Here is a 24,790-nt window from a genome sequence, read left to right as displayed (position 1 = left end):
AGCAAACATAATCTAAGGCTCATTGTGGTTTGTTGGTTTTAGACGACGATCAAAAATAGCTCGATATTCTGCGGCCATCTCTTTATAGGGAATGATGGTGTTTCCATCAGTCAGCGTAGCGCTTTGTCGATCAAAATCGATATAGATATAGCTGAGGTTCGGCATAATAAGAACCGCATTTGGCTCATTGTGGAGCGTTTTCATATAAGCGGATACGACACGTAACCTTGTTGGGTCGATCGCCGTTCTCAAATCGATGCCGTTGATTTCTGATACAGGTTCAATCTGCATTAAATTGATAATAGTTGCAAAAATATCCGCTTGGCTAACCGGCGCCGTTTCATTGATTCTCAGTGTTTCCAAGAACTCTGCCGGTGGGAATACCATTAGCGGGTTGTGTATAACGCCGGACCCATAGCCTGAGTTGAACGATGTTTTGTTGTGGGAGATATCTTGGCCATGATCGGAAGAATAGAATACCCAGGCATTTGGGTCACGCTGCCTGATATTTTTGACCAATGTCTCAAGGTACAGGTCTGTGTATAACACAGTGTTGTCGTAGGCATTAATACCGTTAGGCTTCTCTTCTGGAAGGAATTTTTTGATCGACTCAGGCGAGTGGTTGCTATAGGGGTAATGACTACCGTTCATCTGCGCCACTAAAAGCATAGGTGCTTTTTGATGATCACCTAATGATGAGTCAAGGAAGGGAATAATACCTTCTTTAAGTACTTTCATATCATCCGCCCCTTCTGAGACGGAAACTGAGACGCTGAAGTCTGTACCTGGTTTGTAGAAATCTAAGTCTTGATCAACAAATATTTGATCTACATTTCGCCACTGAAAGTCTTGAGCCGTTATTAACGCCGTTCTGTATCCCGCCGCTTTGGCGTAATTGAAAATAGTGGGGCTACTATAGACGAGGCCGTGAGGATCGATTCCTTGTAAGCCTGTGAGCATATAAGGCACTGAGCTAAGTGTACGTGTGCCTATACTGACTGCATTGCGATACAACAGCATCTCGCCACGTTCCATCATCCCTTGTAATCTTGGTGTTGTTTGCCGTTCATATCCGGCAATACCTGTGTGATCTAGGGTAAGGGATTCACCAACTACAAAAACTATATTGGGTGCGTTACTGGCGGGTTCTTGAGCGGTTAAGACTGGTTTGTCAGCTAACTTGCCTTCAAAGGCATTTCTTTCGATAAGGTTAGGAAACACGCCAGCGTAGGCGACTGAACTAAATTGATATTTGCTAATGCCATACCAGCTAAATGAGACAAGTAAAAAGAACAGTGATGCAACAAGAAAGCTACCGCCTCTAACCCACCATTTAGGTTTGAGGTTTAAGCGGAAAAGTAACATTAAGAGCGGGAGCTCTATCGCAAGTAATAAGATCGGTTTGAATATAATGGCGTTATCAAGCCATAACTCTAAGGTCAGTAAGGGATCGGCAGCGACAAACCGTAGGTCAAAGACCGTGACAAAATTTCGATAAATGGAAAAGTAAGATTGTTGGGCGATTTGGGTGCCTAAGATAAAAAACAGAAATATAGATCGAACCGGGCCGTTTTTACTTGGCGAGATGATCAGCATAAGGAGCAATAATGAGATTAGGCTGAAGCTATAATTAACCCAAAACCGTTTTCCCTCCCAATTTTCTATGAGCCAGTTTATATCGCGAACTAACAATAGATCACATAGCGCGAGACAAAGAAAAATAACTAGGAATGCACGTTTGGGTGCAGATCTTCCTAGGTTTACTAGCTTAATGAATAATTGTTCCATTGTTTCTCGATTAAAGGTTGTTTTTATTTATCTAAAAGCAACCGAGTAAAATAAGGTCTTGGCTCACGCTGATGGTGGCCTTGTTTGGTAAATTGGGCCAAAGAATCGATTATTTAAAGTTGAGAATCATACAATAATTAGCAAAAAACACCCAATTTCTATGCAAAAATAGGGCTAGAGCGTTTTTTTTATAGAAGAGGGCAAGTTAGCGGCTGAGGTAATTCCAATTTGTTCTATTGAGGATTAGAATGTCAGCCCTATTTACACTCATCATGTTTCATCTCTGTCGCTGTCCCTATTATGAGGGGATTTATCGGCACAGCGGGTAATTAATTAAAGGAAGGTATCATGGCTACTGCATTTGGCTCCGTTTTTATGCCGGAAATGTCAATCACTTGGTTTGACGGTTCAAGCTGGAGTGCGGTCGAAATGGTCCCGAGTAATAGCATTCAGTTACATCCGGGTGCTCATGCGTTGCATTATGCCAGTACCTGTTTCGAAGGTCTTAAAGCATTTAAACATGCGGATGGTTCAGTTAAGGTTTTCCGGATTGATCGTAATGTCGCGCGCTTAGCGCAAAGTGCACGTTTGTTGGCACTACCTGAATTAGATGAAGCTTTTGTCACTCAGATGATTTTAGATACGGTTAAACGTTTTGCGTCTGATGTGCCACAGCCTCCGGGTTCAATGTATATTCGTCCTACATTGTTTGGTACTGAGCCCGCTGTAGGTAAAGCCGCCGCACCTTCTGAAACCGCTTGTTTTTATGTGTTGTTATCGCCGGTAGGGGATTATTTTGCGGGTGGTGATCGTGCGTTACGTATTTTGGTAGAAGATCAAGGCCTGCGCTGCGCACCTCATAATGGCATGATCAAAAGTGGTGGTAACTACGCGAGTGCGCTTTTACCCACCATGAAAGCTAAAGCGGAACATAAGGTCGATCAGGTTTTATTCTGTCCAAATGGGGATGTTCAGGAAACCGGCGCGGCAAACTTCCTATTAATTGATGGTGATGAAGTGATCACCCGCTCCCTTGATGATAGTTTCTTGCACGGCGTTACCCGTGATAGCGTTTTAACGATTGCTCGCGATTTAGGTATGAAAGTTTCTGAGCGTACAATTACCGTTGATGAGATGCTTGAACGCATCAAAAAGCCGGGTTGTGAAGCTGCTTTGTCAGGCACTGCTGCTGTTCTAGCACCTGTTGGTACTATGGTTTACCAAGATAAAGAATACAAAGTAGGTAACGGTGGTATTGGTGAAACTACCGTTAAACTACGTACCGCTCTGAATGATATTCAATGGGGTAAAGCTGAAGATAAGCACGGTTGGTTGACCGACGTTTAATCTAAGCTGTTTTCATTATAAAAAGGCGGACTTTGAAAAAAGTCCGCCTTTTTTGTTATTTGTTGATCACTTTCTGCCAAATCGTGGCGACCGTTTCTCTAAGGTCTTTCATCTCTGAAGCTGATATCGTATTTGATAGGTCTTGCATTGATTGTTTATGGCCTACGGCACGATAAGCTTTGTAGGCTTCTCGTAGTGTTTCAGTCTCTTGTTCTTCCAGTAGACCTACATTCTCAACGGCATCCAAAATGCGGATATTATCGGTGAACTGGTACAGTTCGGGATATTGATTTGAGTAATTGAGTACGAGGTATTGTACTAAAAACTCAATATCTACAATGCCGCCTCGATCATGTTTTAAATGAAAAACTTGATCGCTTTCGCTCTCTTTACTGCCTAAATGCTGACGCATTTTTTCACGCATCTCAGTGACATCAGCTAGCAACTGCTCGGTATTACGTTTCTTGCTGAGAATTTCAGCACGAACTAATTCGAAACGTGTTTGTAGTGCTTTATCGCCAGCGACGACCCGTGCACGTACTAAAGCTTGGTGCTCCCATGTCCATGCCTCTTTCTGTTGGTATTCAGCAAAGGCTTTTAATGAGCTGACTAACAAGCCTGAATTTCCTGAAGGGCGAAGTCGCATATCCACTTCATATAACTGACCTGAAGTAGTGAAGGTGTTGAGTATATGGATGATTTTTTGCCCTAAACGGGTATAAAAAACGGCATTGGCGATCTGTTTTTCGCCATCAGTAAAGAGGTTAGGGTCTGCATCATGGATAAAGACAAGATCTAAATCTGATCCATAGGAAAGTTCTATGCCGCCCATTTTACCGTAGCCTAAAACGATAAAGTCAGGATTGCAGGGAACGCCGGCTGTTTTTTGTGGTAAACCGTGCTTTTCAGTCATTAGTCTCCAAGCGATATCAACAACCGCTTCGATAATAACTTCAGCCGTCCAGGTTAAGTAATCACTTACTTTCATTAGAGGAAGGGCGCCGGTTATCTCTGATGCTGCAACTTTTAATACATGGGCATTTTTGAAGTAACGTAACGCATCCATGAGTTGCTCGGTATCTTCTTCAGGTATACGTAATAGCTGCTGGCGTAGCTCACTATCTAGCTGTTGCTTGTCAGTAGGAGTGTAAAGTGTGTTTTGATCGATCAGCTCATCAAGTAATATAGGCTGTGTTTTTAGTTTCTCTGAAAACCAGTTTGAAGCCGAGCAGAGCTTAACGAGTTGCTGTAGGGCGTTGGGGTTTTCAGCTAAGAGGACTAAGTAAGCTGAGCGGCGTAGTATCGCCTGAATTAACTCAAAAACGCGGCTTAATGTTTCAGTTGGGTTGTCAGTTTTAGTCACTTCTTGAAAAAGAGCGGGTAGCACTAAGAGTAAACGTTCTTGTGCTATTTTCTGGAGCATTTGTACTGTCTTTGATTGGCGTAGGCTATCAATAAGTGCCCACGCCTTTTCTGGGGTATCAAAACCTTGTTCTTTTAAAATGGCTTCTGCTTGAATGTTTTCTAGCTCGTCTTTCCAGAGGGATAACCATAACTGCTGATCGGTTAAAGTCTGTTCTGGGTCTTCCTCTTCGCAAGGAGCGATCAGATCAGCAAAGTGCTGACGCACATTTTCCCGCTGTTCTTCGAGGCTGTTTAAAAAGGCGTCCCATGTGCTAAATCCCATGCTAAATGCAAGTCTGAGTTGTTCTACCTCTGTTGTAGGAAGCTCTTGAGTTTGTTTGTCAGCAACTGCTTGAATAGCATGCTCTGTATTACGTAAAAATTCATAAGCTTGCATTAGTTCATCAGACGCGACTTGAGGCATACCAACCGCTTCAGGTAGGAGAGGGAGAATGTTGCATAACTCCCGTTGTTGTAACCTTGAATCTCTGCCACCACGTAAAAGCTGGAATACTTGCGCGATAAATTCAACTTCACGTATGCCGCCTGAACCGAGTTTAACGTTATTGTTTAACCCTTTGCGACGGACTTCACGATTGATCATATCCTTCATTTCCCTTAGGGAATCAAAGGCGCTGAAGTCTATATATTTTCGATAGACAAAGGGACGAAGAATCCCCATAAGTTCATTGCCTGCATCTTTGTCGCCAGCCATGACGCGAGCTTTGATCATCGCGTAGCGTTCCCACTCACGGCCATGTTCTTGATAGTAGCCTTCCATCGCATCAAAGCTAATGGCCAAAGGCCCCGCCGATCCGAAAGGCCGTAAACGCATATCTACACGAAAAACAAAGCCATCGATGGTGGTATTATCAAGCGCTTGAATCAGCTTTTTACCTAGGCGAATAAAGAAATCCTGATTATCTAGGCATTTTTTACTGCCTTGGGTTTCGCCATTCTCTGGATAAACAAAGATCAGATCTATATCTGATGAGAGGTTGAGTTCATTAGCACCGAGTTTCCCCATGCCAAGTACCACCATACGTTGTGGCTCTTTGCTCTCTCTACCTATAGGTGTTCCCCAGCGTTCACTGGCTTGCTGATATAACCAGTTCATGGTTTGTTCTACACAGGCGTCGGCTAACCAGGAAAGTTCGCGGGTGGTTGTGCGCATATCGCTGAAACGGTTTAGATCTCGCCAGATCAAGCGTACTTGTTCGCGTTGCCTAAAGCAGCGTACGGCTTTATGCAGTTGCTCTTCAGTTTCTAATGGTGCAAAGAGTGATTTTAAACTGTTTTGATAGTGATCCTCATCATAGGCGGAATATAGGTCACCACTGGTGAGTAGTTCAGGAAGCATTTCAGGGTGACGACTCAGCTGTTCAGCAACAAATGTGCTACCCGTTAATGTTCGGGTTAAGTCATCGGCAAAGGATGTAGGGGATGACTTAATCTGCTCTAAGACAGGCGCAACTTGATCCCAGTTTTGTTGTAAGAGGGGGTGTAGCGCTTCGGGTAGTTGTTCCATCTGCGGTTTCAGCATGAGTAATATGGCTCCTGAGAAGAATCCCTTAATCGTATCAGTGCTCGTTTGCCCAGTTCCTGATTGTGATCAGGCGCTGGGCGATGATTAAATATTTATTTATCAAATAGCGCTTGCTTAGCGAGCTGTTTGTGATGCTCATTCCAGCGGCTGCGCCAAGTTTGCTCGATTAATTGTTCTGAAATTAATAGAGCAAGTACGCCGGGCTCTGCTGTTTGTAATAGGACATTGATTCTGGCTGCAGCTTGTTCTGCTTGCTGTTTGAACCAACGGTTATCCTTATGGCCTGAGAGTAACGCTGTTCTACGCCATGCGTCTATATCTCTAAGTTGGCGTATTAATTTGGTGAGTAGTTTATCTATTACGCCATCGGGTTCTGCTGGAATAATACTGCTAAAGCTTTCATAGCATGCACTTACATTTCTCAATGACTCGAGGGCAAGAGGTATGAATTTCCAGTTATTGGTAAAGTGCCAAGCTTCAAAGTAGCGAGGCCACAAGCTGAGTTCATTTTTTAGTAGTTTAATGAAGACTTGTTCAAGGCTCGTGTCGGCATCCAGCTGTGCTGAGGTGCGATGGACCTCATAGTTGTCCGGTTGCAATAAACGGTAGCCGCGCTCTGCTTTACTTACATCACTAATATAGAGCGGCACATGCTTAGCTAATTTAAGAGCGAATTTTACTAACTCTGATCCATTACCTTCTAGTAATTCGATCTCCAATTCGCAGATGGTGTCTTCTTTTCCGGCCGCGGTTACAGTGCCTTGATCTAATGCTATCTCTGCTTTTAATACCTGTCCTTGGCTATCTAAGCTATCTAAGATCCAAGTCGTGCGTTGGAAGTTGGTTGTAAATACTGGCGCTATATTACTCTGTAGGGTTTTACTATCGAGCGCTTTTGGCCATTCAGCAGAGGCGAGTAGCTGGAAATCTAATTCCGGTGAGTTGAGCAGCCACTCCCACTCATTTCTGCTGTGCAAGCCCGCTTCTGAGCTGCCACTGCTTTTGAGTGTTTGGATGAGTTGCTCCCCTTTCTTACGAATGCGTAATGCTACTTTATGTTGTGTGAGCAACTGGTCAGGGGTGTCATAGTAGGTGTTGCCCAATTGCTCTGTTTTTAGCTCTCGAATCTGTTGAGACCTAAACAGCGGTTGACGCTTTAGGGATTCAATATGGTGTGGGCTTAAGGTTAGTTTGAGCTCTACTTCAAGTGCCATCGTTTGATTCTCTATACTCTGGAGTTAGGGAATTGTCTTTATTCTTTTTATTATTGTTTAAGATTTAGACCTCGCTTAGATTAATGCGGGTGGTCTAATATGGTGCAGTTTACCTCAGCTGCAGCGGGAAAACCCTATCTAAACTAAACTGCTCGGCTTAAAATGTTTTTTAGACGTTATCCGCCATGATAATTATATTAAAGGCGTTAAATCTATCTTTGTTTGGAGTCACTGATGTCGAAGAAATGCCCTGATCTGGTCACTATGTTGTCGCAGTTGATCGCAAGTCCCTCGGTCAGTTGTACTCAAGCTGATTGGGATCAAAGTAACCTGCCTGTTATTGAGCTGTTAGAAGGCTGGTTATCTCATTTGGGTTTTGATACTGAAGTGATTCCTGTTGAAGGACACCCAGGTAAAGCGAACCTTATAGCGACTTTAGGAAAAGGCCCTGGTGGATTAGTGCTTTCTGGCCATACGGATACTGTCCCTTTTAATGCTGAACGTTGGCAAAGTGATCCTTTGACGTTGACGGAGAAAGATAATCGCTTTTATGGATTAGGCACCTGCGATATGAAAGGGTTTTTCCCGATTGCTATCGAAGCTGCGAAGAAGTTTCTTGATCAACCCTTAAAGCAGCCATTGATTATTCTTGCAACTGCGGATGAAGAGAGTTCGATGAGTGGTGCCCGTGCTTTAGCATCAACAGGTAAGCCTAAAGCGCGTTACGCCGTGATAGGTGAGCCTACAGGAATGAAGCCCATTTACATGCATAAGGGGATGATGATGGAGTCGGTAAGAATCGAGGGTAAAGCCGGCCATTCTTCAGACCCATCTCTTGGTGCTAATGCATTAGATGCGATGCACTCTGTGTTGTCCGAACTGATCTCTTTTCGTAATGAAATGAAGCGTGATCATCAGAACAGTGCTTTTAAAATTGCAGAACCAACGCTTAATTTAGGTTGTATTCATGGGGGTGACAACCCAAATCGGATCTGTGGGCATTGTGAGCTGGAATATGACCTTCGTCCTCTACCTGGAATGAGCTTAGATAATTTACGAGAAGATGTCAGTCGGCGTTTGGCTCCCTTTGCGGATCAATTCGGTGTGGCGATAACGACAAAATCACTGTTCCCCGGTATTCCCTCTTTTGCAAACCAACGGGATTCTGAGCTGGTGCGAACCGCTGAAAAATTAACTGGCTTTCAAGCTGAATCTGTCGCATTTGGAACAGAAGCGCCGTTTTTACAAGATTTAGGCATGGATACGATTGTGATGGGACCTGGGTCGATTGATCAGGCGCATCAACCGGATGAGTATTTGGCTTTTGATCAGATAAAGCCTACAGTAGCCATACTAGAGAAAATGATCACTCAATACTGTTTGTAGACTGCCGTGAACGACGAAACTAAACAATACGTTAATTGGTTCCGCCACTCCTCTCCATACATTAATGCTCATCGTGGAAACACCTTTGTATTGATGTTGAGCGGGGAGTCTGTTGCCGAGCCTAACTTTGCTAACATTGTGCATGATATTGCGCTGCTGAACAGCCTTGGAGTGAGGTTGATTTTAGTGCATGGGTCACGCCCACAAATTAGTGAACGGTTACAACAGAAGTCGATTCCATCACAGTTGCACCATCATCTGCGGGTGACGGATCAAGATACGATGACCTGTGTAATTGAGGCATCAGCTATTGTGCGTGCCGAGATTGAAGCACGTTTGTCGCTCGGGCTGCCGAATACACCTATGGCTGGGTCTCGCATAAAGGTTATTTCTGGCAATTTTGTGACGGCTAAGCCCGTTGGTGTTTTAGATGGTATTGATATGGCTCATACCGGCGAAGTTCGCCGTATAGATCATGAAGCAATTATTCAGCAATTGGATGATGGCAATATCGTTCTTTTATCCCATTTAGGTTATTCGCCGACAGGTGAGTTATTCAATTTATCTGTTGAAGATGTTGCTACTTGTGCCGCAACAGCATTGAGTGCGGATAAATTAATTATTTTTGGTGCTGATAATGGGGTTCTTGATAGTGCAGGGGCGCTTCGCAGCGAACTATTAACGCGTAAAGCTGAACGGTTAGTGAGTCATTACTTATCTTCATTGCAGGATACAGATCAAGCACATACTGAGCTTTCGCGTCATTTAGAGGCGGCAGTTAATGCATGTCGTAAAGGGGTTAAGCGGTGTCATCTGATTAGTTTCAAAGAGGATGGAGCCTTATTAGCTGAGCTGTTTACCCGGGATGGCTCTGGAACGATGATTCTGTCTGAATCTTATGAGCAGCTCAAGAAAGCCAGTATAGAGGATGTAGGTGCTGTATTAGAGTTGATTCGTCCTTTAGAGGAGAATGGGACTTTGGTACGCCGTTCCCGCGAGGTACTGGAGAACGAGATAGAACGCTTTACTTTGATTGAGCGTGACGGCGTTGTTATTGGTTGTGCTGCTCTATATCCATTTGCAGATGAGAAAGTTGGTGAGTTGGCCTGCGTTGTTGTTGCTTCTGAATATAAAGGTGGGGCAAGGGGCGATGAGCTGTTACGCGCAGTGGAGAAGCAAGCTAAAGGGCAAGGTTTAGAAAAATTGTTTGTTCTGACAACAAAAACAGCCCATTGGTTTATTGAACGTGGTTTTGTTGAAAGTAATGTTGATCAGCTTCCTAAAGAGAAGAAGGCGCTTTTTAACTTGCAACGGAACTCGAAAGTTTTTATACGGGATTTGGGCTAACTTTTTTGTAAAAGGCTAGTCAGGAAAGCGGATAATAAAACAGGCGCCTCCTAAAGGTGAATTTTGCACTTCAATCTCGCCTTGGTAGCTACTGATAATATCGGTAGCTACTGAAAGACCTATACCTTGTCCTTGAATCGAAGTGTCTAAGCGCTCTCCACGTTGTAGGATAACCTGACGCATATCTGGGGTAACGCCCGGTCCATCATCACAGATTGAGAGTTTTAATTCGTCATTAAGATGAGTGCCGGATACACAGACCCGATTGTGACCATATTTAAACGCATTTTCCATAATATTACCGAGCACTTCCATTAGATCTCGTTCATCACCATGAAAGAGCAGATCATCAGCAAGTTGTACGTCGGTGCGCACCGCTTTATGTCTATATACTTTACCTAGAGCGGCTAGCATTCGTTCAATAATCGGTGTGACTTGTACCGATTTTCCTAGTGGTTTTTGATGGCTTTTTACCGCACGAGTGAGCTGATATTGAACGATTTGATCCATTCGTTCCACCTGTTCAGCGACTAGTGTTTGGTAAGTGTGGAGCTCATGTTCTTCGAGCTCAGCTCCTCTCATTACAGCGAGCGGCGTTTTTAAACTATGGGCAAGATCTCCTAAGGTATTGCGATATCGCTCCCGTTGCTTTCTTTCGCTTTCGATCAGCTCGTTTAAGTTTTCAGTGACGGGTTGAACTTCGTCGGGGTAATGGCCACTTAATTTATCCGCTTTACCTGACTCTATCGCTTTTAAGTCGCGCGCTAATCGTCTTAGAGGCGTTAAGCCCCAGCTTAAAATCAATGTTTGTGCGAGCAGTGCGACGAGAAAGATAATCCCTAGCCAGACAATTAATTGCTGTTCATAGGCGGTGATGTCACGTGTAACTAATTCGTCAGACTCCATCACAGTAAATAGGAATGAGTGCTCTTTTCCTTCAGTTTCCCAGATGATACGTAACTGGAAACTGAATACGCCAGCATCGGGTTTATGCTCGAAAAGGGGTTCCCCAGTGGTGATACCAGCTAAGCTGATCACTTCTGATAGTTTTGGATCATCTAGTAGAATGGAGGATAAAGAGCGCCAAAGAAGTTTGCCGTTCTGATCGTGGATTGCCGCATAGAGCCCCGAGTTTACCTGCTCGTAGCGTGGTTCTTGGAGGCGTTCGGGGAAGATAATATGGTCTTCTTTTAGCTCGACGGCACCTAACAGCAGATAAACTTGCAGTTGAAGACGGTCTTTAACTGCATTTTCTAAACTGTAGTTATAGGCTTTACTTAAAGCGATGCCTGCAATGAGAAGCACAATCGGCAATATGACGGCTGAGGCAATAAGTAAGCGCCCCTGCAATGAGTGCAGGGGGGATTTTACATTCACTCGCTATCCTTAGATGTACTTAATGCAAAGCGATAGCCTAGCCCTCGAACCGTTGTAATAGGATCTAGGTTTTGATCGGGGTCTAATTTTTGACGTAATCGACGCACAAAGACTTCTAACACATTACTATCACGGTCAAAATCTTGATGGTAAAGGTGCTCGGTTAACTCGCTTTTTGAAATGGTTTTGCCCGCATTTAAGACTAAGTATTCAAAGGTACGATATTCGTAACTTGTGAGCTTTACCGCTTCATCGTTGCGATAAACAACACGTCCAGTGGTATCAATTTTAATTGGGCCAAATTCAAGAATCGGTTTTGAATGCCCCGCTGCACGTCGTAACAAAGCATTAAGGCGGGCGGTCAGCTCTTCCATATGGAAAGGTTTGACTAGATAGTCATCTGCACCGGCCTCTAAACCTTCTACTTTGTCCTGCCAGTCCCCACGTGCAGTGAGAATGATAATAGGAAACTCTTTGCCTGCCGCACGCCAGCCTCTAATTACTTCAATGCCTGATAACTTAGGTAGTCCTAAGTCGACAATGGCCAGATCGTAGGGATACTCTTCACCCATATAAAGTGCTTCTTCACCGTCAGCACTTTCTTCTACAGTGTAATTATTACTGCCCAATGCCGTTACGAGTTGGCGGCGTAGATCTGGATCATCTTCAACAACGAGTAATTTCATGTCTGATTTAGTCCTTTTCAGGCTTGACGATTTTACCGTTGAGGCTATCTACCAAGATATCCTTAACACGGCCTTCGTTTACAATACGGATTACGTATACGGCTCTGCCATTATGCTCAGATGCTTCTGTTTTGATTACATTCCCTTCTGCATGTTTAGTGGCAATTTCCATCGCTTGTTTTGGCGATAAAACATTCTCTTGCCCATTTGCAAATGCGTTATGACTAAAACCTATAAGGAGAGATGTAAATAACACAGCAACACGTAAATGCTGGTTGAGCATTGTAGAACCTCATACTTTATTGATGGGAATAGTATCCCGTATCCGCTATCAAGTAGTAAATAGAAATGTTTATTTAACTTAACGGTGCGTGTTGGAAGTATAGAGGTAAGTCTAATGCGTATAAACTGTATAGGGAGTGAATAGTGAAGAGGGTATTGATTGCCTACAGGGAAATAAATGGGATGAGTTGGTTAACTCATCCCATAAAACGATGTTGATTACTCGCTATTCTTTGCAGCGTTTACAGGTACTAATACCAAGTATTTTGTAGAGAGGGCACCAGCCAAACACTGCGATGAGAATGACAGGCACGCCTATCCAACCCCAGAGGGTTTGTGGTCCAACAAAGACCAAAGCAATCAGCACTAATCCGACGATGATGCGTATTGCTTTATCAACATTACCAATATTTTTATCCATCATACTCTCCCTATATTAGATAACACTGATAATACTATAGTCGATCTATATCTTAAGTGGAAAGCTACCGGAGGTTTATTTCTCTTTCGCCTGCTTAGCTTTGATTTGACGTACAGAGAGAATGACAAACCGAACATTGTAGATCATACCCAATGTGAGTGCGGTGGCTGCGGTGATGATAAACAAGTTGCCTAGTTCTGGAATTTTAAAATACCAACCCACCCATAATGAAATAATGCTAATAAAGGCAATAGGGAGTCCGGTTTTTATCAGTAAGTTCATCCATTTATCTGAACGGATCTCTTTTTTATCGATACTTGACATGCTTAACCCCAAACTTTTAGATGTTTTACAGGGTAGAGTGCAGTCATCCAGTGATCAAGAGGTTATCAATAATTTATAGTTCAGTCGTAGCATGGAGCGGGAGATTAAATGCGGTTGCGACACCTTTGCAAAACAGTTTGCCCTTAGCAATATTTAGTCCTTTTGCAAAGTTTTCATCTCCTTTGAGAACGCTTTCCCAGCTATTATTTGCCAATTGAATAATATAGGGCAAAGTTGCGTTGGTGAGTGCCATTGTAGATGTGCGTGCGACGGCTCCTGGCATGTTAGCGACGCAATAATGAACTATGCCTTCTTTTGTGAATGTGGGTTCTGTATGGGTTGTGGCATGGCTACTTTCAAAACATCCTCCTTGGTCTATAGCAACATCAACTAACACTGTTCCCTTTTGCATATCTTTTAGATGATCATTTAACACTAGCTTAGGGGCGGCTGCGCCAGGAATAAGGACCGCGCCGATAATTAGATCGCTGTGGGTAACGGCTTTATATATGCTATCACTCGTTGCGTATTGGGTTTTTAATCTGCCGTGGAAGAGTGTATCGAGTTCACGCAGTCTATCTGGTGAATTATCGAAAATAGTAGTATCTGCGCCTAAGCCTAAGGCCATCATCGCAGCGTTCGTTCCCACCATACCACCACCTAGAATTGCAACTTTTCCTGCTGCCACGCCGGGAACGCCTCCGAGCAAAACGCCCCGACCTTGTTGAGATATTTCTAAACAGTGGGCGCCGGCTTGGATGGACATTCGACCGGCGACTTCGCTCATGGGGGCTAGTAAAGGTAATCGGTTGTTTTTATCCGTGATTGTTTCATAGGCGATAGCTGTACATCCGGAGATTAAAAGGGCATCGGTAAGAGGCTGGTTGGCGGCTAAGTGTAGATAGGTAAATAAAACATGATCTGGGCGTAAAAAGGGTATTTCAGAGCTAAGTGGCTCTTTTACTTTAACGATTAGTTCCGCGTGCTTCCATATCTCCTCTGCTTGGTGACAGATCGTTGCGCCAGCTTGTTGGTATTGCTGATCACTAAAGCCTATTTGTTCCCCCGCGTTTGTTTCTATAAAAAGGGAATGTCCTTGTTGGCACAGCAGTTTGACGCCAGAAGGTGTTAGCCCTACACGGTACTCATGGACTTTGATTTCCTTAGGAATGCCAATACGCATAACGTTCCCTCCCTTGTATATTGTTACTTACAGTTTAGACAAAGAATGGGTAAATCAATTATTGGCATGTTCTGTTGCATAGAAAACAATATATATGCAGGTGGCTTAGCTCTTCATTCTGCTATAATCGGCAATCAGCTAAATAAAACTTTATAACTTCAAAGGTCAATCTAATGCCTCAATATCGCTCTAAGACATCGACTGCGGGTCGTAATATGGCGGGTGCGCGTGCGCTATGGCGTGCGACCGGTATGAAGGATGAGGATTTCCACAAGCCTATTATTGCTGTGGCTAACTCGTTTACTCAATTTGTTCCAGGTCACGTACATCTTAAAGACATGGGACAGCTTGTTGCACGCGAAATTGAAAAGGCGGGTGGCGTAGCAAAAGAATTTAATACGATTGCGGTCGATGATGGTATCGCAATGGGTCATGACGGCATGCTTTATTCTTTGCCGTCCCGAGATATTATTGCCGACTCTGTTGAGTATATGGTCAATGCTCACTGTGCGGATGCATTGGTCTGTATCTCTAACTGTGACAAGATCACACCGGGAATGTTGATGGCAGCTATGCGCCTAAATATCCCAGTTATCTTTGTTTCCGGTGGACCTATGGAGGCGGGCAAAACTAAACTGTCTGAGCATAAATTGGATCTGGTTGATGCAATGGTTCTGGCGGTAGACCCTGATGCGACAGATGAGATGGTGGATGCAGTTGAGCGTTCAGCCTGCCCTACTTGTGGCTCTTGCTCGGGTATGTTTACGGCCAACTCTATGAACTGTCTTGCTGAAGCTCTAGGTTTGGCGCTTCCAGGTAATGGGACTGTAGTCGCTACCCATGCAGATCGCGAGCAGCTATTTTTAGGGGCCGGTCGTACCATTGTTGAGATGGCGAAGAAGTATTATGAACAGGATGACGAAGGTGTATTGCCTCGTTCTGTTGGCTTTAAAGCGTTTGAAAATGCGATCACACTAGATATTGCTATGGGTGGTTCTACCAACACCATTCTTCACCTTTTAGCGATTGCTCAGGAAGCAGAGATCGACTTTACGATGAAAGATATAGATCGTCTTTCACGCGTTGTTCCTCAGCTATGTAAAGTGGCGCCAAATACCCCTAAATACCATGTTGAAGATGTGCATCGCGCAGGCGGAATTATGGGTATTTTGGGTGAGCTAGATCGAGCTGGTCGCTTACATACAGATGTCCCTACTGTGCATGAAGCTACAATGAAGGATGCGCTAGATAAATGGGATATTATGCGGAACCCTTCACCAGAAATAATGGAATTTTATAAGGCAGGCCCTGCAGGTATCCCAACTCAGACTGCATTCAGCCAAGCAACACGTTGGCCTACATTGGATGGTGATCGTGAAAATGGTTGTATCCGTTCGATCGAAAATGCGTACTCCTTAGAAGGTGGTTTGGCTGTCTTGCACGGTAATATTGCTGTGGATGGTTGCGTTGTTAAATCTGCTGGTGTTGATGAGTCTATTCTTGTATTTGAAGGTCCTGCACATATTACTGAATCTCAAGATGAGGCTGTTGCCAACATTCTGGATGATAAAGTTAAAGCAGGCGATGTTGTAATCGTGCGTTACGAAGGGCCTAAGGGTGGTCCAGGTATGCAGGAGATGCTTTATCCAACCTCGTATATTAAATCTAAAGGCTTAGGTAAAGCCTGCGCACTATTAACTGATGGTCGTTTTTCCGGTGGTACGTCTGGCCTATCTATTGGCCATGTGTCCCCTGAAGCGGCGGCTGGTGGTGCAATTGGTTTAGTACGTAATGGAGATCGTATTCGGATCGACATTCCTAACCGTACAATCGATGTTCTGTTGTCAGATGAAGAGCTTGCAGCTCGTCGTGTAGAGCAAGATAAATTGGGATGGAAACCTGTTCAAGAGCGTCCGCGTAAAGTGTCTGCGGCGCTGAAGGCTTATGCTTTGTTGGCTACATCGGCTGACAAAGGTGCCGTGCGTGATCTGAGCATGCTCGATTAAGGTTTTTGCACAATCTAATAAGGGCTGATGGATATTCCATCGGCCCTTTTTTTGTCTTTAGTTTATGGTTTTTTTTATCAGAGTAAGCTCTCAACCGCTTGCCACAGTAAGCGTATGGCGAGCAAGGTAATCACGACTCTAAAAATATTGGAAAAGTACTTAGTGGGTATTTTATGTAACATTTTCAGCCCTAGCCAAGTGCCGAAGATGCCACCTAAAATCATCAATATGGCTAAAGGTAGCCACTCCCAAAATGCAAAGCCAACAAATGTAAATACAAGTATTTTTAGAAGATGTTGCAGGCTCATACAGGTTGCAAAGGTGCTGGTCGTGGTAAATTTATCGTAGCTTTGGCGATGCACAAAACCTGCAACAAGGGGGCCGGTTGCGCCAACAAACATTGAGATCAGTGTTGTCCCTAACCCAGCCAATAGATAGCCTTTATTACCCATCTGCTGCTGTTTTGGTTTTGGTCCCCAAATTAGATATAAAATGAAGAACGCTACGCTCAATTGAATTAAAACAAGTGGAAGCTGAATCACAATAAATGAGGCGCAAAGGGCACCTAGCAAAGCGCCGATGGAGAAGAATTTAACCATGGTCCAGTCGGTATGCTGTTTGGTCATCCAAGCCCTATTTCCATTTGAACCAAGCTGGACGAGGCCGTGGACAGGTATAAGGGCCGCTGGCGGGAGAACTGAGGCTAGAATAGCTAAGAGAAGCACCCCTCCGCCTATTCCCATCGCTGCAGTTATAAATGAAGTTACTGCAGAAGATAGGATTAGGAGCAGAGATAGCTCAATATTATCTAATAAATGCATTAGGATTCGAAAAGGTGTTTATTTATCACTGAGTGATGCCATCACTTGCTGAGACCAGTTTAAGCTATGTCGATAAGCGGTCTCATAGTAGGCTTTATCTAGTAGAAAGGTCATTTTATCAAATTCACCACTTTCATATTGGCAAACTTGCTCTAAGATCTGCCCTAATTGACCTTCGTGGTTTAGCAGTGCAGCTTTAACATCGTTCTGGAGTGAGACTTGTGTTAGCAGGTCAGGCATCTCCATATCGAGTAGCGCATCAAGTTTTGAAAATAGCCCTGCAATAAAGTTATTAATAGGTTGCTCTCTGCCAAGCATTTCGGCGAGCAACTCGCACATACGCCCTCTTACCAGCATCGAGCGTGTTAATTCTTCCGGTTTTTCTTGGGTATCGGTGACTAAGAAGAGGCTGACCCATTTACGAATTTGATCAAATCCCAATAAGCTAATCGCATGAGATAAAGACTCTATCTCTCTTGGGAAATTGAATGCCGCAGAATTGACCACGCGTAAGATTCGATAGGTGAGTAAAGGATCATTAATAACGATCTGTTCAACCGATTGAGCTGTTGCTTGAGGGCTTTGTAGCTCCACCATCATCTGTAAGAGTAGAACCTTGCTGCTGCCTAATTTTTTACCTTTGACAGGCTCTGGCTTACTTAAGAAATACCCTTGGAAAAGAGCAAAGCCAAGTTCATAGCACTGACGAAACTCTTCTTTTGTCTCGACTTTGTCTGCTAGTAATTCTAGGTTATAGGGTCGAAGGTGTTTAACTATAGAGGGTAGAGTATCCAGCCCGATAGATTGCACATCGAGTTTTAGAATATGTACAAGATTGAGTAAAGGTTCAAACTTAGGTTCTAGCCTATATTCGGATAGCGCGAGCCGATAACCTTGCTCTCCTAACTCTTTAACACGTTCAATAAGGGCGGGAGTTATTTCTGAATGGCCTAAGATCTCGAGAATGAAGTTTTCTTTGGGTAGTTCAGGAAAGTTTTCCGCCATTAAGGTTGTGTCGGTTAATTTCAGATAACAGGGTAGTGAGCGAACTTGACCATGTTGGCAGATGCTCGTATAGGTATTAAGGATCACTGAAGAGGTGGCGAGATGATCGTTAATCGTTAAAGAGTTGTCATCATTACGGTACAGTAGCAAATACGCAACAACGTCCTGACTTTTATTAAATACAGGCTGACGGGCTAACAGGAGATCCATTGGTTCATCTGTATCAATACTATCTGTCATTCTCGGTTCCTTAGCTGTATACGTATATTAATAATTATATCTTTGTTTGTGTTTATTTCTGTAAAAAACCACGATTTTTTAGAAATGCCAGCATATGCGGTCTCGCTTCTTTCTGTAGCATGCCAGAGATCTGTTCACTCCATGTCATATCTTTTTGACCACCGGTTCTATTTAAATAATATTCACGGACTTGATGGTCGTATTCGCTGATTAGCTCTCTGTCTTGAGTGCTATCATAGGTATCTTGTTTTAATACCATATCTAAGGGTAGTCGGGGTTTAACTTCAGGGTTTTGGTCAGGAAAGCCTAAACACATACCGAAAACGGGATAAACGAGCTCGGGCAGATTTAAGGTTTCAGAAACCAAATCTATCTTGTTACGAATTCCACCAATATAGACTATACCTAATCCCTCTGATTCGGCAGCGATTGCAACGTTTTGGGCGAAGAGCGCGCAATCAACAGTAGCGGTAATAAACTGTTCGGTGAAGCCCGATAGCATCTCTGCATCATGCATATCACAGCTTATCTTATGGCGATTCATATCTGCACAAAAAATGAGAAAGGTTGGGGCGTCGTTAACGTAAGTTTGATTGCCTGCCCACTCCGCAATATTTGCTCTATTCCCTTCGTCATTTACTTGAATAACAGTGCAAGCCTGAATAAAACTGGAGGTTGCTGCGGCTTGTCCTGCTTGGACAACGCTATTGATTAATGCTTGCTCGATCTTTTGGTCTTTAAATTTTCTGATAGAGCGATGAGAGTTAAGTAACTCGATAACTGTATTCATAATTGCCCATGAGGTGCTATAGATATTGGTATATAAGAGTTTTTAAGTGCTATTTGTAACATAGGGTTATGGCTAGCAGAAGTCTTATTGTTAAGCCGTGTTGAATTGGGTAATTCTTTACCCCATTTTGAACTATCCGTTTATGCTTAGGTCTACAGTTTAACTGTTTTGAGTGGAAATATAATTAGTGAAAAATAAGTATCAACAGGAAGGTGCCACCCTGCTCGTGTTTTGTAAACAACCGAGACTAAATCAGGGGAAGCAACGAATAGCTGCCACACTGGGAGCAGAGACAGCGTTTAATCTGGCATCTGCTTTGTTGGATTGTGCTTTGGAAGACGCCACTAAATGGAGAGGTCCTGTTGTGCTATCGCCAGCAGGCCCAGAAGAGATTGAGTGGGCGCAAGGTCTATTAACAGACGCTGAGGTACTCGCCCAGCCGCAGGGTAGTTTAGGGCAACGAATAATGGCAGTTGATCAGCAGTTACGTGATAAAGGCCATAAAAAAATAATTATTATAGGTACTGATGCTCCTATCTTAAATGAGAGGGTTTTTACCTGTGCTTTAGACGCCTTAAAAACCCAAGATGTTACTTTTAGTGCCGCCGAAGATGGGGGTGTCACTTTAATGGGAAGCAATAGCCATTGGCCTGAAATTGCCGACCTTCCTTGGAGTACCGATCGTTTAGGTGAGGCTCTTTATCATGCTTGTATAGATGCTGAACGTTCAGTTGCCTATGCTCCACCAAGTTATGATATTGATTACGAAAAAGATCTGCACAAGTTGATAGTAGATTTAGCTGATGATGTAAGATCATCACGGCAAGCCTTGTTAAGGCTTGTTCAATTTATTACTCATAACGACACTATTAAAGTGACAAGTTAACCCCAGTTAGGCGATTAAAAAATGCAACGTATTCATACAGATAACTGGTTTGTCACTCCTGACGGTAAACCTAGAGGTTATATAGAGCCTCATGCGCTACGAGAACTTTGGTTTCATACCGGCACTGCGTGTAACTTACAATGTTCTTTTTGTTTGGAAGGTTCAGGGCCAGGTGACACCCGATTAGATTTAGTCAAGTTTGCGGATGTTAAACCGCTGATTGATGAAGCATTAACCTTAGATGTAGAGCAATTCTCCTTTACCGGCGGAGAGCCTTTTCTCGCAAAGCAACTTGTACAAATTTTAGCTTATGCGGCTAAGTTTAAACCTTGCCTTGTGCTCACTAATGGTACCGATGCCCTTCAGCAGAGAATGGATGAAGTGCGTTCGCTGCAAGATGCAGAACACCCTGTTAGTTTTCGTATTAGTATAGATTACGCTGCTGCAAAACAGCATGATGCTGGACGAGGAGAGGGTAATTTTGATAAAGCGATGCAAGGCCTTAAAGCATTATACGATTTAGGGTTCCCCGTTTCTGTTGCACGACATATGGAAAAAGAGGAACAGCGTGAAGAGGTTGAGGCGTCTTACCGTGATCTGTTTATTGCTTACGGTTTACCGGAAGATCTGCATATTGTTGCTTTCCCTGACTTTGCTACCCCTGGAAGCTTACCTCATGTCCCTCAAGTGACGACAAGTTGTATGACTACTTATCAGACCGAAAAAAGCCGGAAGGACTTTATGTGTGCTTTTAGCAAAATGGTTGTGAAAAAAAACGGGCAGATGAAAGTGTATGCTTGTACGCTGGTGGATGATGATGAAGAGTATGATCAGGGGTTTAGTTTAACTGAAAGTTTAAGTGAAAGAATTAGCATGAAACATCATCGTTGCTATAGTTGTTTTGCTTATGGCTCCTCATGTAGCGAGGCGTAGCTATTTGAGATGTTAATGATGATCCATTTAAATAAGGAGACATAAGTGTTAGGAATTATTGGTGGTACAGGGATCTATCAATTAGAAGGTTTAGAAGTTGTTGGCGAGCACGATGTTGATACGCCTTTTGGGAAACCGTCAGCACCGATTATTGAGGGTAAAAGAGGAAGCAGAACCTTGTTCTTTTTACCTCGACACGGTCGCCAACATCAGCTTCTTCCTTCTGAGGTAAATTATCGCGCTAATATTTGGGCGTTAAAGTCTTTAGGTGTGACTCAGGTTGTTGGTCTTTCTGCTGTGGGTAGTTTGCAGGAAGAGGTTGCGCCGGGAGATCTGTCACTCCCTAGTCAGTATTTTGATTTTGTAAAAGGTAATCGCGAGAAAACTTTTTTTGGTAAAGGTTTGGCTGCACATGTTTCAACGGCAGAACCTACATGCCATTGTTTGTCAGAAAGTTTAGTTGCTGCAGGTGAAAGCGTTGATATAAAACTTCATACTGATAAAACTTATGGTTGTGTCGATGGACCGCGTTTAGGTACACGAGCAGAGAGCTTTTTTCTGAGAGGGGCCGCAGGTTGTGATTTGGTTGGAATGACCAATGTGCCTGAGGTCTTTTTAGCGCGTGAAGCACAGCTTTGCTATTGCACTATCGCTATAGCTACCGATTATGATTGCTGGTTGGATGATCCTGATCAGCATGTATCAGTAGAGCAGGTTATTGCGCGTTATGGAGCAAGTTTAGAAAAAGCTAAAACTTTACTGACCGCTTTTATTGATCAAGATGAAGTGGAATATACTTGCTCTTGCCGAACCAGTTTAGCGGCTGCAGTGTTGACCCCTAAAGACGCGTTAAACGCCGAGCAACGCTCTTTACTCGAGGTGTTAAGTTCCTAAGTATGGAGCACTCTCTATCTGTTTCTATTGTTATTCCCATCGGGCCTGCGGAGTCCATTATTCCTGTGGGGTTGATCGAGGATCTTCGATCAATCCCTTCTGCAAGTGAAATTATCTTTGTTGTCTGTCATCAACGATTCGATGACCAATATAAGCAAGATATTGTGGCAACCTTGGCGCCTTTTCAGGTAAGTTGGCTTGAATCAGGTCAAGGGCGGGCAGTGCAGATGAATTATGGTGCCCAAGCGGCGCAAGGTGAGTTCATTTGGTTTCTGCATGTCGATAGTCGCTTTAGCGTTGAGTTAGTCGAAAGCTTATGGGTTAATTTATCGAGGGCACCGGATAAACTGCATTACTGTTTATTACAGTTTTTGGCGGATGGTTCTAATGGTATGGCGTTAAATGGTTGGGGCGCTAATCTGCGCTCTCGGCTATTAGGCATACCGTTTGGAGATCAAGGCTTTGCGATTAGTAAAACGCTTTTCGCACAAGTGGGAGGCTATCCTGAAGATGCATCTTATGGGGAAGACCATCTGTTTGTGTGGTACGCAAGGCAGCGGGGAATAAAGTTAAAATGTTGTACTCAATATCTGCAAACGAGTGCTAGAAAATACAGAGACAAAGGGTGGTGGTATCTTACCTGCCGTTATCAATACTTATGGATAAGGCAGGCAATTCCTGAATTACTTAAGCTGTTAAAGCAGCGCTATTTCTCTGCACGCTGCCAGCGATGAAACTTTTCTAACCACTGTAAAACTTTCTGAGGCGCATGAGCTCGCTTCCACTCTCCCGCTGCATATTTGTTCGCTTCACTTAAGGTTGGATAAATATGGATCGTCCCTAGTAACTTGTTAAGACCTAAGCCATGTTTTATCGCAGTGACGAACTCAGTGATTAACTCACCGGAGTGTGGTCCAACAATAGTTGCACCTAAGATTTTATCTTTGCCGGGCACTGTGAGTATTTTTACCATACCGTGGGCATCATTATCTGCAATAGCGCGATCAAGCTCCGCTAAATCAAAGCGAGTGACTTCATAAGCTATATTTTGTGCTTTTGCTTCTTGCTCGTTTAAACCGACGCGCGCGACCTCAGGGTCCGTAAAGGTTGCTGCAGGAATAACGGAATAATCGACTTTGAATTTCTTAAATTTGCCAAACAATGCGTTGACCGCTGCGTACCACGCTTGATGTGCTGCGGCATGAGTAAATTGGAAGGGACCAGCGACATCTCCACAGGCATAAACATTAGGGAATCTTGTTTGTAGATATTCATTTACATCAATTGTGCCGTTGCCTCTAATATCTATATTAAGATTTTCTAGGCCGAAACCTTCAATATTTGCTTGTCTTCCTATCGCTACGAGAAGTTGGTCGAACGGGATTTCTTCGATTTGCCCTTTATATTCGCTGATCAAAATCTTTTCGCCATCGCGTTCTATAAATTCACGCATCTTTCTATCATTTAAGATATTAATACCTTCTGCGCTGAAGCGTTCAGTTACTAGGGCTGAAACATCTTCATCTTCTCTCGACATGATCCGCCCATCGGGCAGTAAGATACTGACTTCAGAACCAAAGCGAGCAAAACACTGGCTTAATTCACAGCCAATCGGACCACCACCGATCACTAATAAGCGTTTAGGTAGTTCACGAATTTTCCATAAGTTATCTGATGTAAGAGGATTCATCGCTTCTATGTTTTTTACGGCGGGCATGCGTGGGCGAGCACCTGTCGCGATAACAATATTGCGGGTTGTAATAATTTCGCCATTCACCACGACTTCATAGGGATTCAATATAGTTGCAGCACCCTGAATACAATCCACACCTAGACCTGTGTAACGTTCAATTGAATCGTGGGGTTCTACTGTTTTAATAACCTCTTGAACTCGTTCCATCACGTCCGCGAAATTGAAGCTGACTTCGCTCTTTTCTATACCGTATTCCTTGCAGCGTTTATTATCTGATACAAACCGCGCTGAGCGAATGAGTGCTTTTGACGGTACACAACCAGTATTCAAACAGTCGCCTCCCATCAGGTTTTTCTCGACTAAGCTGACTTTTGCTTTTACCGCCGCTGCAATATACGACGTTACTAAGCCTGCTGAACCCGCGCCAATAACAACGATATTAGTATCGAATTTTGTTGGTTTTTTAATGCCTGCATAAACTTTTCTGCTTTGTAGCAGCTCGATTATTTTCTTTGCAATCAATGGGAAAACTCCAAGGAGGGTGAAGGATGCCAGCATACTAGGGGATAAAATTCCGGATAAGCTTTCTAGTTGGCCTAACTGAGTGCCTGCATTAACGAAGACAATTGTTCCCGCTAACATTCCTAGCTGGCTCACCCAATAAAATGTCCATGTTTTTATGGGAGTAACTCCCATAGCTAAGTTGATAACGAAAAAAGGAAATAGAGGAACCAAACGAAGTGTGAATAGATAAAATGCGCCTTCTTTCTCGATACCTTTATTAATAGCGGATAACTGACTAGCAAAGCGATTTTGGATGCTATCGCGCAAGATCAAACGAGAGAAAAGAAAAGCGAGCGTTGCCCCAATTGAGCTGGCGAAGGATACAAGAAGTAACCCCGTTGTTAAGCCAAATAGGGCGCCTGCTGCAAGTGTCATTATTGCTGCACCAGGAAGGGATAAACCGGTTACCACGATATAAAGGCCGAAAAACACAGCTGCCGTTAGAATCGGGCTCGTTGCATATTGTTGATCGAATCGTGCTTGGTTTTCTTTAATAAATGCCAAATTAAAATATTGGTTTAGATCAAAGAAGAAGAATGCGACGATGGCCGACGCGATGATTAATAAAAGAGAAAGCTTTTTCATCAATAATATGCTCAAGAATAAGATTATTGAATGATTAGTCTTTATCTTGAGTGATAAGTTCAATGTTA

Annotated in this window: 21 protein-coding genes; 8 read left to right on the top strand and 13 right to left on the bottom strand. The window is 43.5% G+C overall.

What is annotated here, in order from left to right; genetic code table 11:
- Positions 1-12: 12 nt before the first annotated feature.
- A complete protein-coding gene (locus Q4492_RS10530) occupies positions 13-1,596 on the bottom strand; it encodes a phosphoethanolamine transferase (protein ID WP_303417694.1) in 1,584 nt (527 codons plus the stop codon).
- Positions 1,597-2,136: 540 nt separating this feature from the next.
- On the opposite strand from Q4492_RS10530, the gene Q4492_RS10525 reads away from it, so the two are divergent.
- Complete coding sequence (locus Q4492_RS10525) at positions 2,137-3,135, top strand: branched-chain amino acid aminotransferase (protein ID WP_303417692.1); 999 nt, start codon at positions 2,137-2,139, stop codon at positions 3,133-3,135.
- Between the two features lie 55 nt (positions 3,136-3,190).
- Here the strand turns inward: Q4492_RS10525 and glnE are convergent, their stop codons facing one another.
- On the bottom strand, positions 3,191-6,082 hold the full coding sequence (gene glnE / locus Q4492_RS10520; protein WP_303417690.1) for a bifunctional [glutamate--ammonia ligase]-adenylyl-L-tyrosine phosphorylase/[glutamate--ammonia-ligase] adenylyltransferase: 2,892 nt from the start codon (positions 6,080-6,082) through the stop codon (positions 3,191-3,193).
- Between the two features lie 95 nt (positions 6,083-6,177).
- Entirely contained in the window at positions 6,178-7,299 is a 1,122-nt protein-coding gene (locus Q4492_RS10515) for an inorganic triphosphatase (RefSeq protein WP_303417688.1), read from the bottom strand.
- Positions 7,300-7,533: 234 nt separating this feature from the next.
- Between Q4492_RS10515 and argE the strand changes: the two genes are divergently transcribed.
- Both argE and argA read left to right on the top strand, forming a co-directional pair.
- Positions 7,534-8,685: an acetylornithine deacetylase gene (argE, locus tag Q4492_RS10510; protein WP_303417686.1), complete on the top strand. Its 1,152-nt coding sequence runs from the start codon at positions 7,534-7,536 to the stop codon at positions 8,683-8,685.
- Between the two features lie 6 nt (positions 8,686-8,691).
- Positions 8,692-10,032: an amino-acid N-acetyltransferase gene (argA, locus tag Q4492_RS10505; RefSeq protein WP_303417684.1), complete on the top strand. Its 1,341-nt coding sequence runs from the start codon at positions 8,692-8,694 to the stop codon at positions 10,030-10,032.
- 15 nt (positions 10,033-10,047) lie between these two features.
- Here the strand turns inward: argA and Q4492_RS10500 are convergent, their stop codons facing one another.
- The 6 genes from Q4492_RS10500 to ald all read right to left on the bottom strand — a co-directional run bounded on the left by Q4492_RS10500 (position 10,048) and on the right by ald (position 14,305).
- The gene (locus Q4492_RS10500; protein WP_303417682.1) at positions 10,048-11,409 is read right to left on the bottom strand and encodes an ATP-binding protein; all 1,362 of its coding nucleotides are present in this window, start codon (positions 11,407-11,409) and stop codon (positions 10,048-10,050) included.
- Entirely contained in the window at positions 11,406-12,095 is a 690-nt protein-coding gene (locus Q4492_RS10495) for a response regulator transcription factor (protein ID WP_303417680.1), read from the bottom strand. Before Q4492_RS10495 ends, Q4492_RS10500 begins: the two co-directional genes overlap by 4 nt.
- 7 nt (positions 12,096-12,102) lie before the next feature.
- On the bottom strand, positions 12,103-12,378 hold the full coding sequence (locus Q4492_RS10490; RefSeq protein WP_303417678.1) for a PepSY domain-containing protein: 276 nt from the start codon (positions 12,376-12,378) through the stop codon (positions 12,103-12,105).
- A 225-nt stretch (positions 12,379-12,603) separates the two neighbouring features.
- Entirely contained in the window at positions 12,604-12,798 is a 195-nt protein-coding gene (locus Q4492_RS10485; RefSeq protein ID WP_303417676.1) for a DUF2892 domain-containing protein, read from the bottom strand.
- Positions 12,799-12,873: 75 nt separating this feature from the next.
- The gene (locus Q4492_RS10480; RefSeq protein ID WP_303417674.1) at positions 12,874-13,122 is read right to left on the bottom strand and encodes a hypothetical protein; all 249 of its coding nucleotides are present in this window, start codon (positions 13,120-13,122) and stop codon (positions 12,874-12,876) included.
- A 73-nt stretch (positions 13,123-13,195) separates the two neighbouring features.
- Entirely contained in the window at positions 13,196-14,305 is a 1,110-nt protein-coding gene (ald, locus tag Q4492_RS10475) for an alanine dehydrogenase (RefSeq protein WP_303417672.1), read from the bottom strand.
- A gap of 173 nt (positions 14,306-14,478) precedes the next feature.
- On the opposite strand from ald, the gene ilvD reads away from it, so the two are divergent.
- A complete protein-coding gene (gene ilvD, locus Q4492_RS10470) occupies positions 14,479-16,311 on the top strand; it encodes a dihydroxy-acid dehydratase (RefSeq protein WP_303417670.1) in 1,833 nt (610 codons plus the stop codon).
- A gap of 77 nt (positions 16,312-16,388) precedes the next feature.
- Here the strand turns inward: ilvD and Q4492_RS10465 are convergent, their stop codons facing one another.
- From Q4492_RS10465 to nfsA, 3 genes are read right to left on the bottom strand one after another with little or no spacing between them, the layout of a single operon-like run.
- A complete protein-coding gene (locus Q4492_RS10465) occupies positions 16,389-17,132 on the bottom strand; it encodes a sulfite exporter TauE/SafE family protein (RefSeq protein ID WP_067866725.1) in 744 nt (247 codons plus the stop codon).
- Positions 17,133-17,150: 18 nt separating this feature from the next.
- The gene (locus tag Q4492_RS10460; protein ID WP_303417667.1) at positions 17,151-18,377 is read right to left on the bottom strand and encodes an EAL and HDOD domain-containing protein; all 1,227 of its coding nucleotides are present in this window, start codon (positions 18,375-18,377) and stop codon (positions 17,151-17,153) included.
- 52 nt (positions 18,378-18,429) lie between these two features.
- Entirely contained in the window at positions 18,430-19,167 is a 738-nt protein-coding gene (nfsA, locus tag Q4492_RS10455) for an oxygen-insensitive NADPH nitroreductase (protein ID WP_303417665.1), read from the bottom strand.
- A 187-nt stretch (positions 19,168-19,354) separates the two neighbouring features.
- Here nfsA and Q4492_RS10450 point away from each other — a divergent pair, with 187 nt between their 5' ends.
- From Q4492_RS10450 to Q4492_RS10435, 4 genes are read left to right on the top strand one after another with little or no spacing between them, the layout of a single operon-like run.
- Complete coding sequence (locus Q4492_RS10450; RefSeq protein WP_303417663.1) at positions 19,355-20,053, top strand: DUF2064 domain-containing protein; 699 nt, start codon at positions 19,355-19,357, stop codon at positions 20,051-20,053.
- Between the two features lie 21 nt (positions 20,054-20,074).
- Positions 20,075-20,986 (top strand): radical SAM protein, encoded by a 912-nt coding sequence (locus tag Q4492_RS10445; protein WP_303417661.1) that lies wholly within the window; start codon positions 20,075-20,077, stop codon positions 20,984-20,986.
- Positions 20,987-21,031: 45 nt separating this feature from the next.
- Positions 21,032-21,880, top strand: a complete 849-nt coding sequence (gene mtnP, locus Q4492_RS10440) for an S-methyl-5'-thioadenosine phosphorylase (protein WP_303417659.1) — start codon at positions 21,032-21,034, stop codon at positions 21,878-21,880.
- Between the two features lie 2 nt (positions 21,881-21,882).
- A complete protein-coding gene (locus Q4492_RS10435; RefSeq protein WP_303417657.1) occupies positions 21,883-22,614 on the top strand; it encodes a glycosyltransferase in 732 nt (243 codons plus the stop codon).
- Here Q4492_RS10435 and lpdA read toward each other — a convergent pair.
- The gene (gene lpdA / locus Q4492_RS10430; protein ID WP_303417655.1) at positions 22,587-24,722 is read right to left on the bottom strand and encodes a dihydrolipoyl dehydrogenase; all 2,136 of its coding nucleotides are present in this window, start codon (positions 24,720-24,722) and stop codon (positions 22,587-22,589) included. The two genes, Q4492_RS10435 and lpdA, sit on opposite strands and share 28 nt — an antisense overlap.
- Positions 24,723-24,790: the final 68 nt, after the last annotated feature.

The sequence above is a fragment of the Neptuniibacter sp. 1_MG-2023 genome (genome assembly GCF_030547185.1).
In the GTDB taxonomy this organism is placed as follows: domain Bacteria; phylum Pseudomonadota; class Gammaproteobacteria; order Pseudomonadales; family Balneatricaceae; genus Neptuniibacter.
This window is presented reverse-complemented; position numbering and strand designations above follow the sequence as displayed.

What these genes read in the sequence shown, in the direction of transcription:
- nfsA (WP_303417665.1), bottom strand. Translation starts at nt 19,167, where the DNA reads ATGAATACAGTTATCGAGTTACTTAACTCTCATCGCTCTATCAGAAAA.
- Q4492_RS10515 (WP_303417688.1), bottom strand. Translation starts at nt 7,299, where the DNA reads ATGGCACTTGAAGTAGAGCTCAAACTAACCTTAAGCCCACACCATATT.
- ald (WP_303417672.1), bottom strand. Translation starts at nt 14,305, where the DNA reads ATGCGTATTGGCATTCCTAAGGAAATCAAAGTCCATGAGTACCGTGTA.
- glnE (WP_303417690.1), bottom strand. Translation starts at nt 6,082, where the DNA reads ATGCTGAAACCGCAGATGGAACAACTACCCGAAGCGCTACACCCCCTC.
- Q4492_RS10460 (WP_303417667.1), bottom strand. Translation starts at nt 18,377, where the DNA reads ATGACAGATAGTATTGATACAGATGAACCAATGGATCTCCTGTTAGCC.
- ilvD (WP_303417670.1), top strand. Translation starts at nt 14,479, where the DNA reads ATGCCTCAATATCGCTCTAAGACATCGACTGCGGGTCGTAATATGGCG.
- Q4492_RS10525 (WP_303417692.1), top strand. Translation starts at nt 2,137, where the DNA reads ATGGCTACTGCATTTGGCTCCGTTTTTATGCCGGAAATGTCAATCACT.
- argE (WP_303417686.1), top strand. Translation starts at nt 7,534, where the DNA reads ATGTCGAAGAAATGCCCTGATCTGGTCACTATGTTGTCGCAGTTGATC.
- Q4492_RS10465 (WP_067866725.1), bottom strand. Translation starts at nt 17,132, where the DNA reads ATGCATTTATTAGATAATATTGAGCTATCTCTGCTCCTAATCCTATCT.
- Q4492_RS10495 (WP_303417680.1), bottom strand. Translation starts at nt 12,095, where the DNA reads ATGAAATTACTCGTTGTTGAAGATGATCCAGATCTACGCCGCCAACTC.
- lpdA (WP_303417655.1), bottom strand. Translation starts at nt 24,722, where the DNA reads ATGAAAAAGCTTTCTCTTTTATTAATCATCGCGTCGGCCATCGTCGCA.
- Q4492_RS10435 (WP_303417657.1), top strand. Translation starts at nt 21,883, where the DNA reads ATGGAGCACTCTCTATCTGTTTCTATTGTTATTCCCATCGGGCCTGCG.
- Q4492_RS10530 (WP_303417694.1), bottom strand. Translation starts at nt 1,596, where the DNA reads ATGCTGATCATCTCGCCAAGTAAAAACGGCCCGGTTCGATCTATATTT.
- Q4492_RS10480 (WP_303417674.1), bottom strand. Translation starts at nt 13,122, where the DNA reads ATGTCAAGTATCGATAAAAAAGAGATCCGTTCAGATAAATGGATGAAC.
- Q4492_RS10485 (WP_303417676.1), bottom strand. Translation starts at nt 12,798, where the DNA reads ATGGATAAAAATATTGGTAATGTTGATAAAGCAATACGCATCATCGTC.
- Q4492_RS10490 (WP_303417678.1), bottom strand. Translation starts at nt 12,378, where the DNA reads ATGCTCAACCAGCATTTACGTGTTGCTGTGTTATTTACATCTCTCCTT.
- Q4492_RS10445 (WP_303417661.1), top strand. Translation starts at nt 20,075, where the DNA reads ATGCAACGTATTCATACAGATAACTGGTTTGTCACTCCTGACGGTAAA.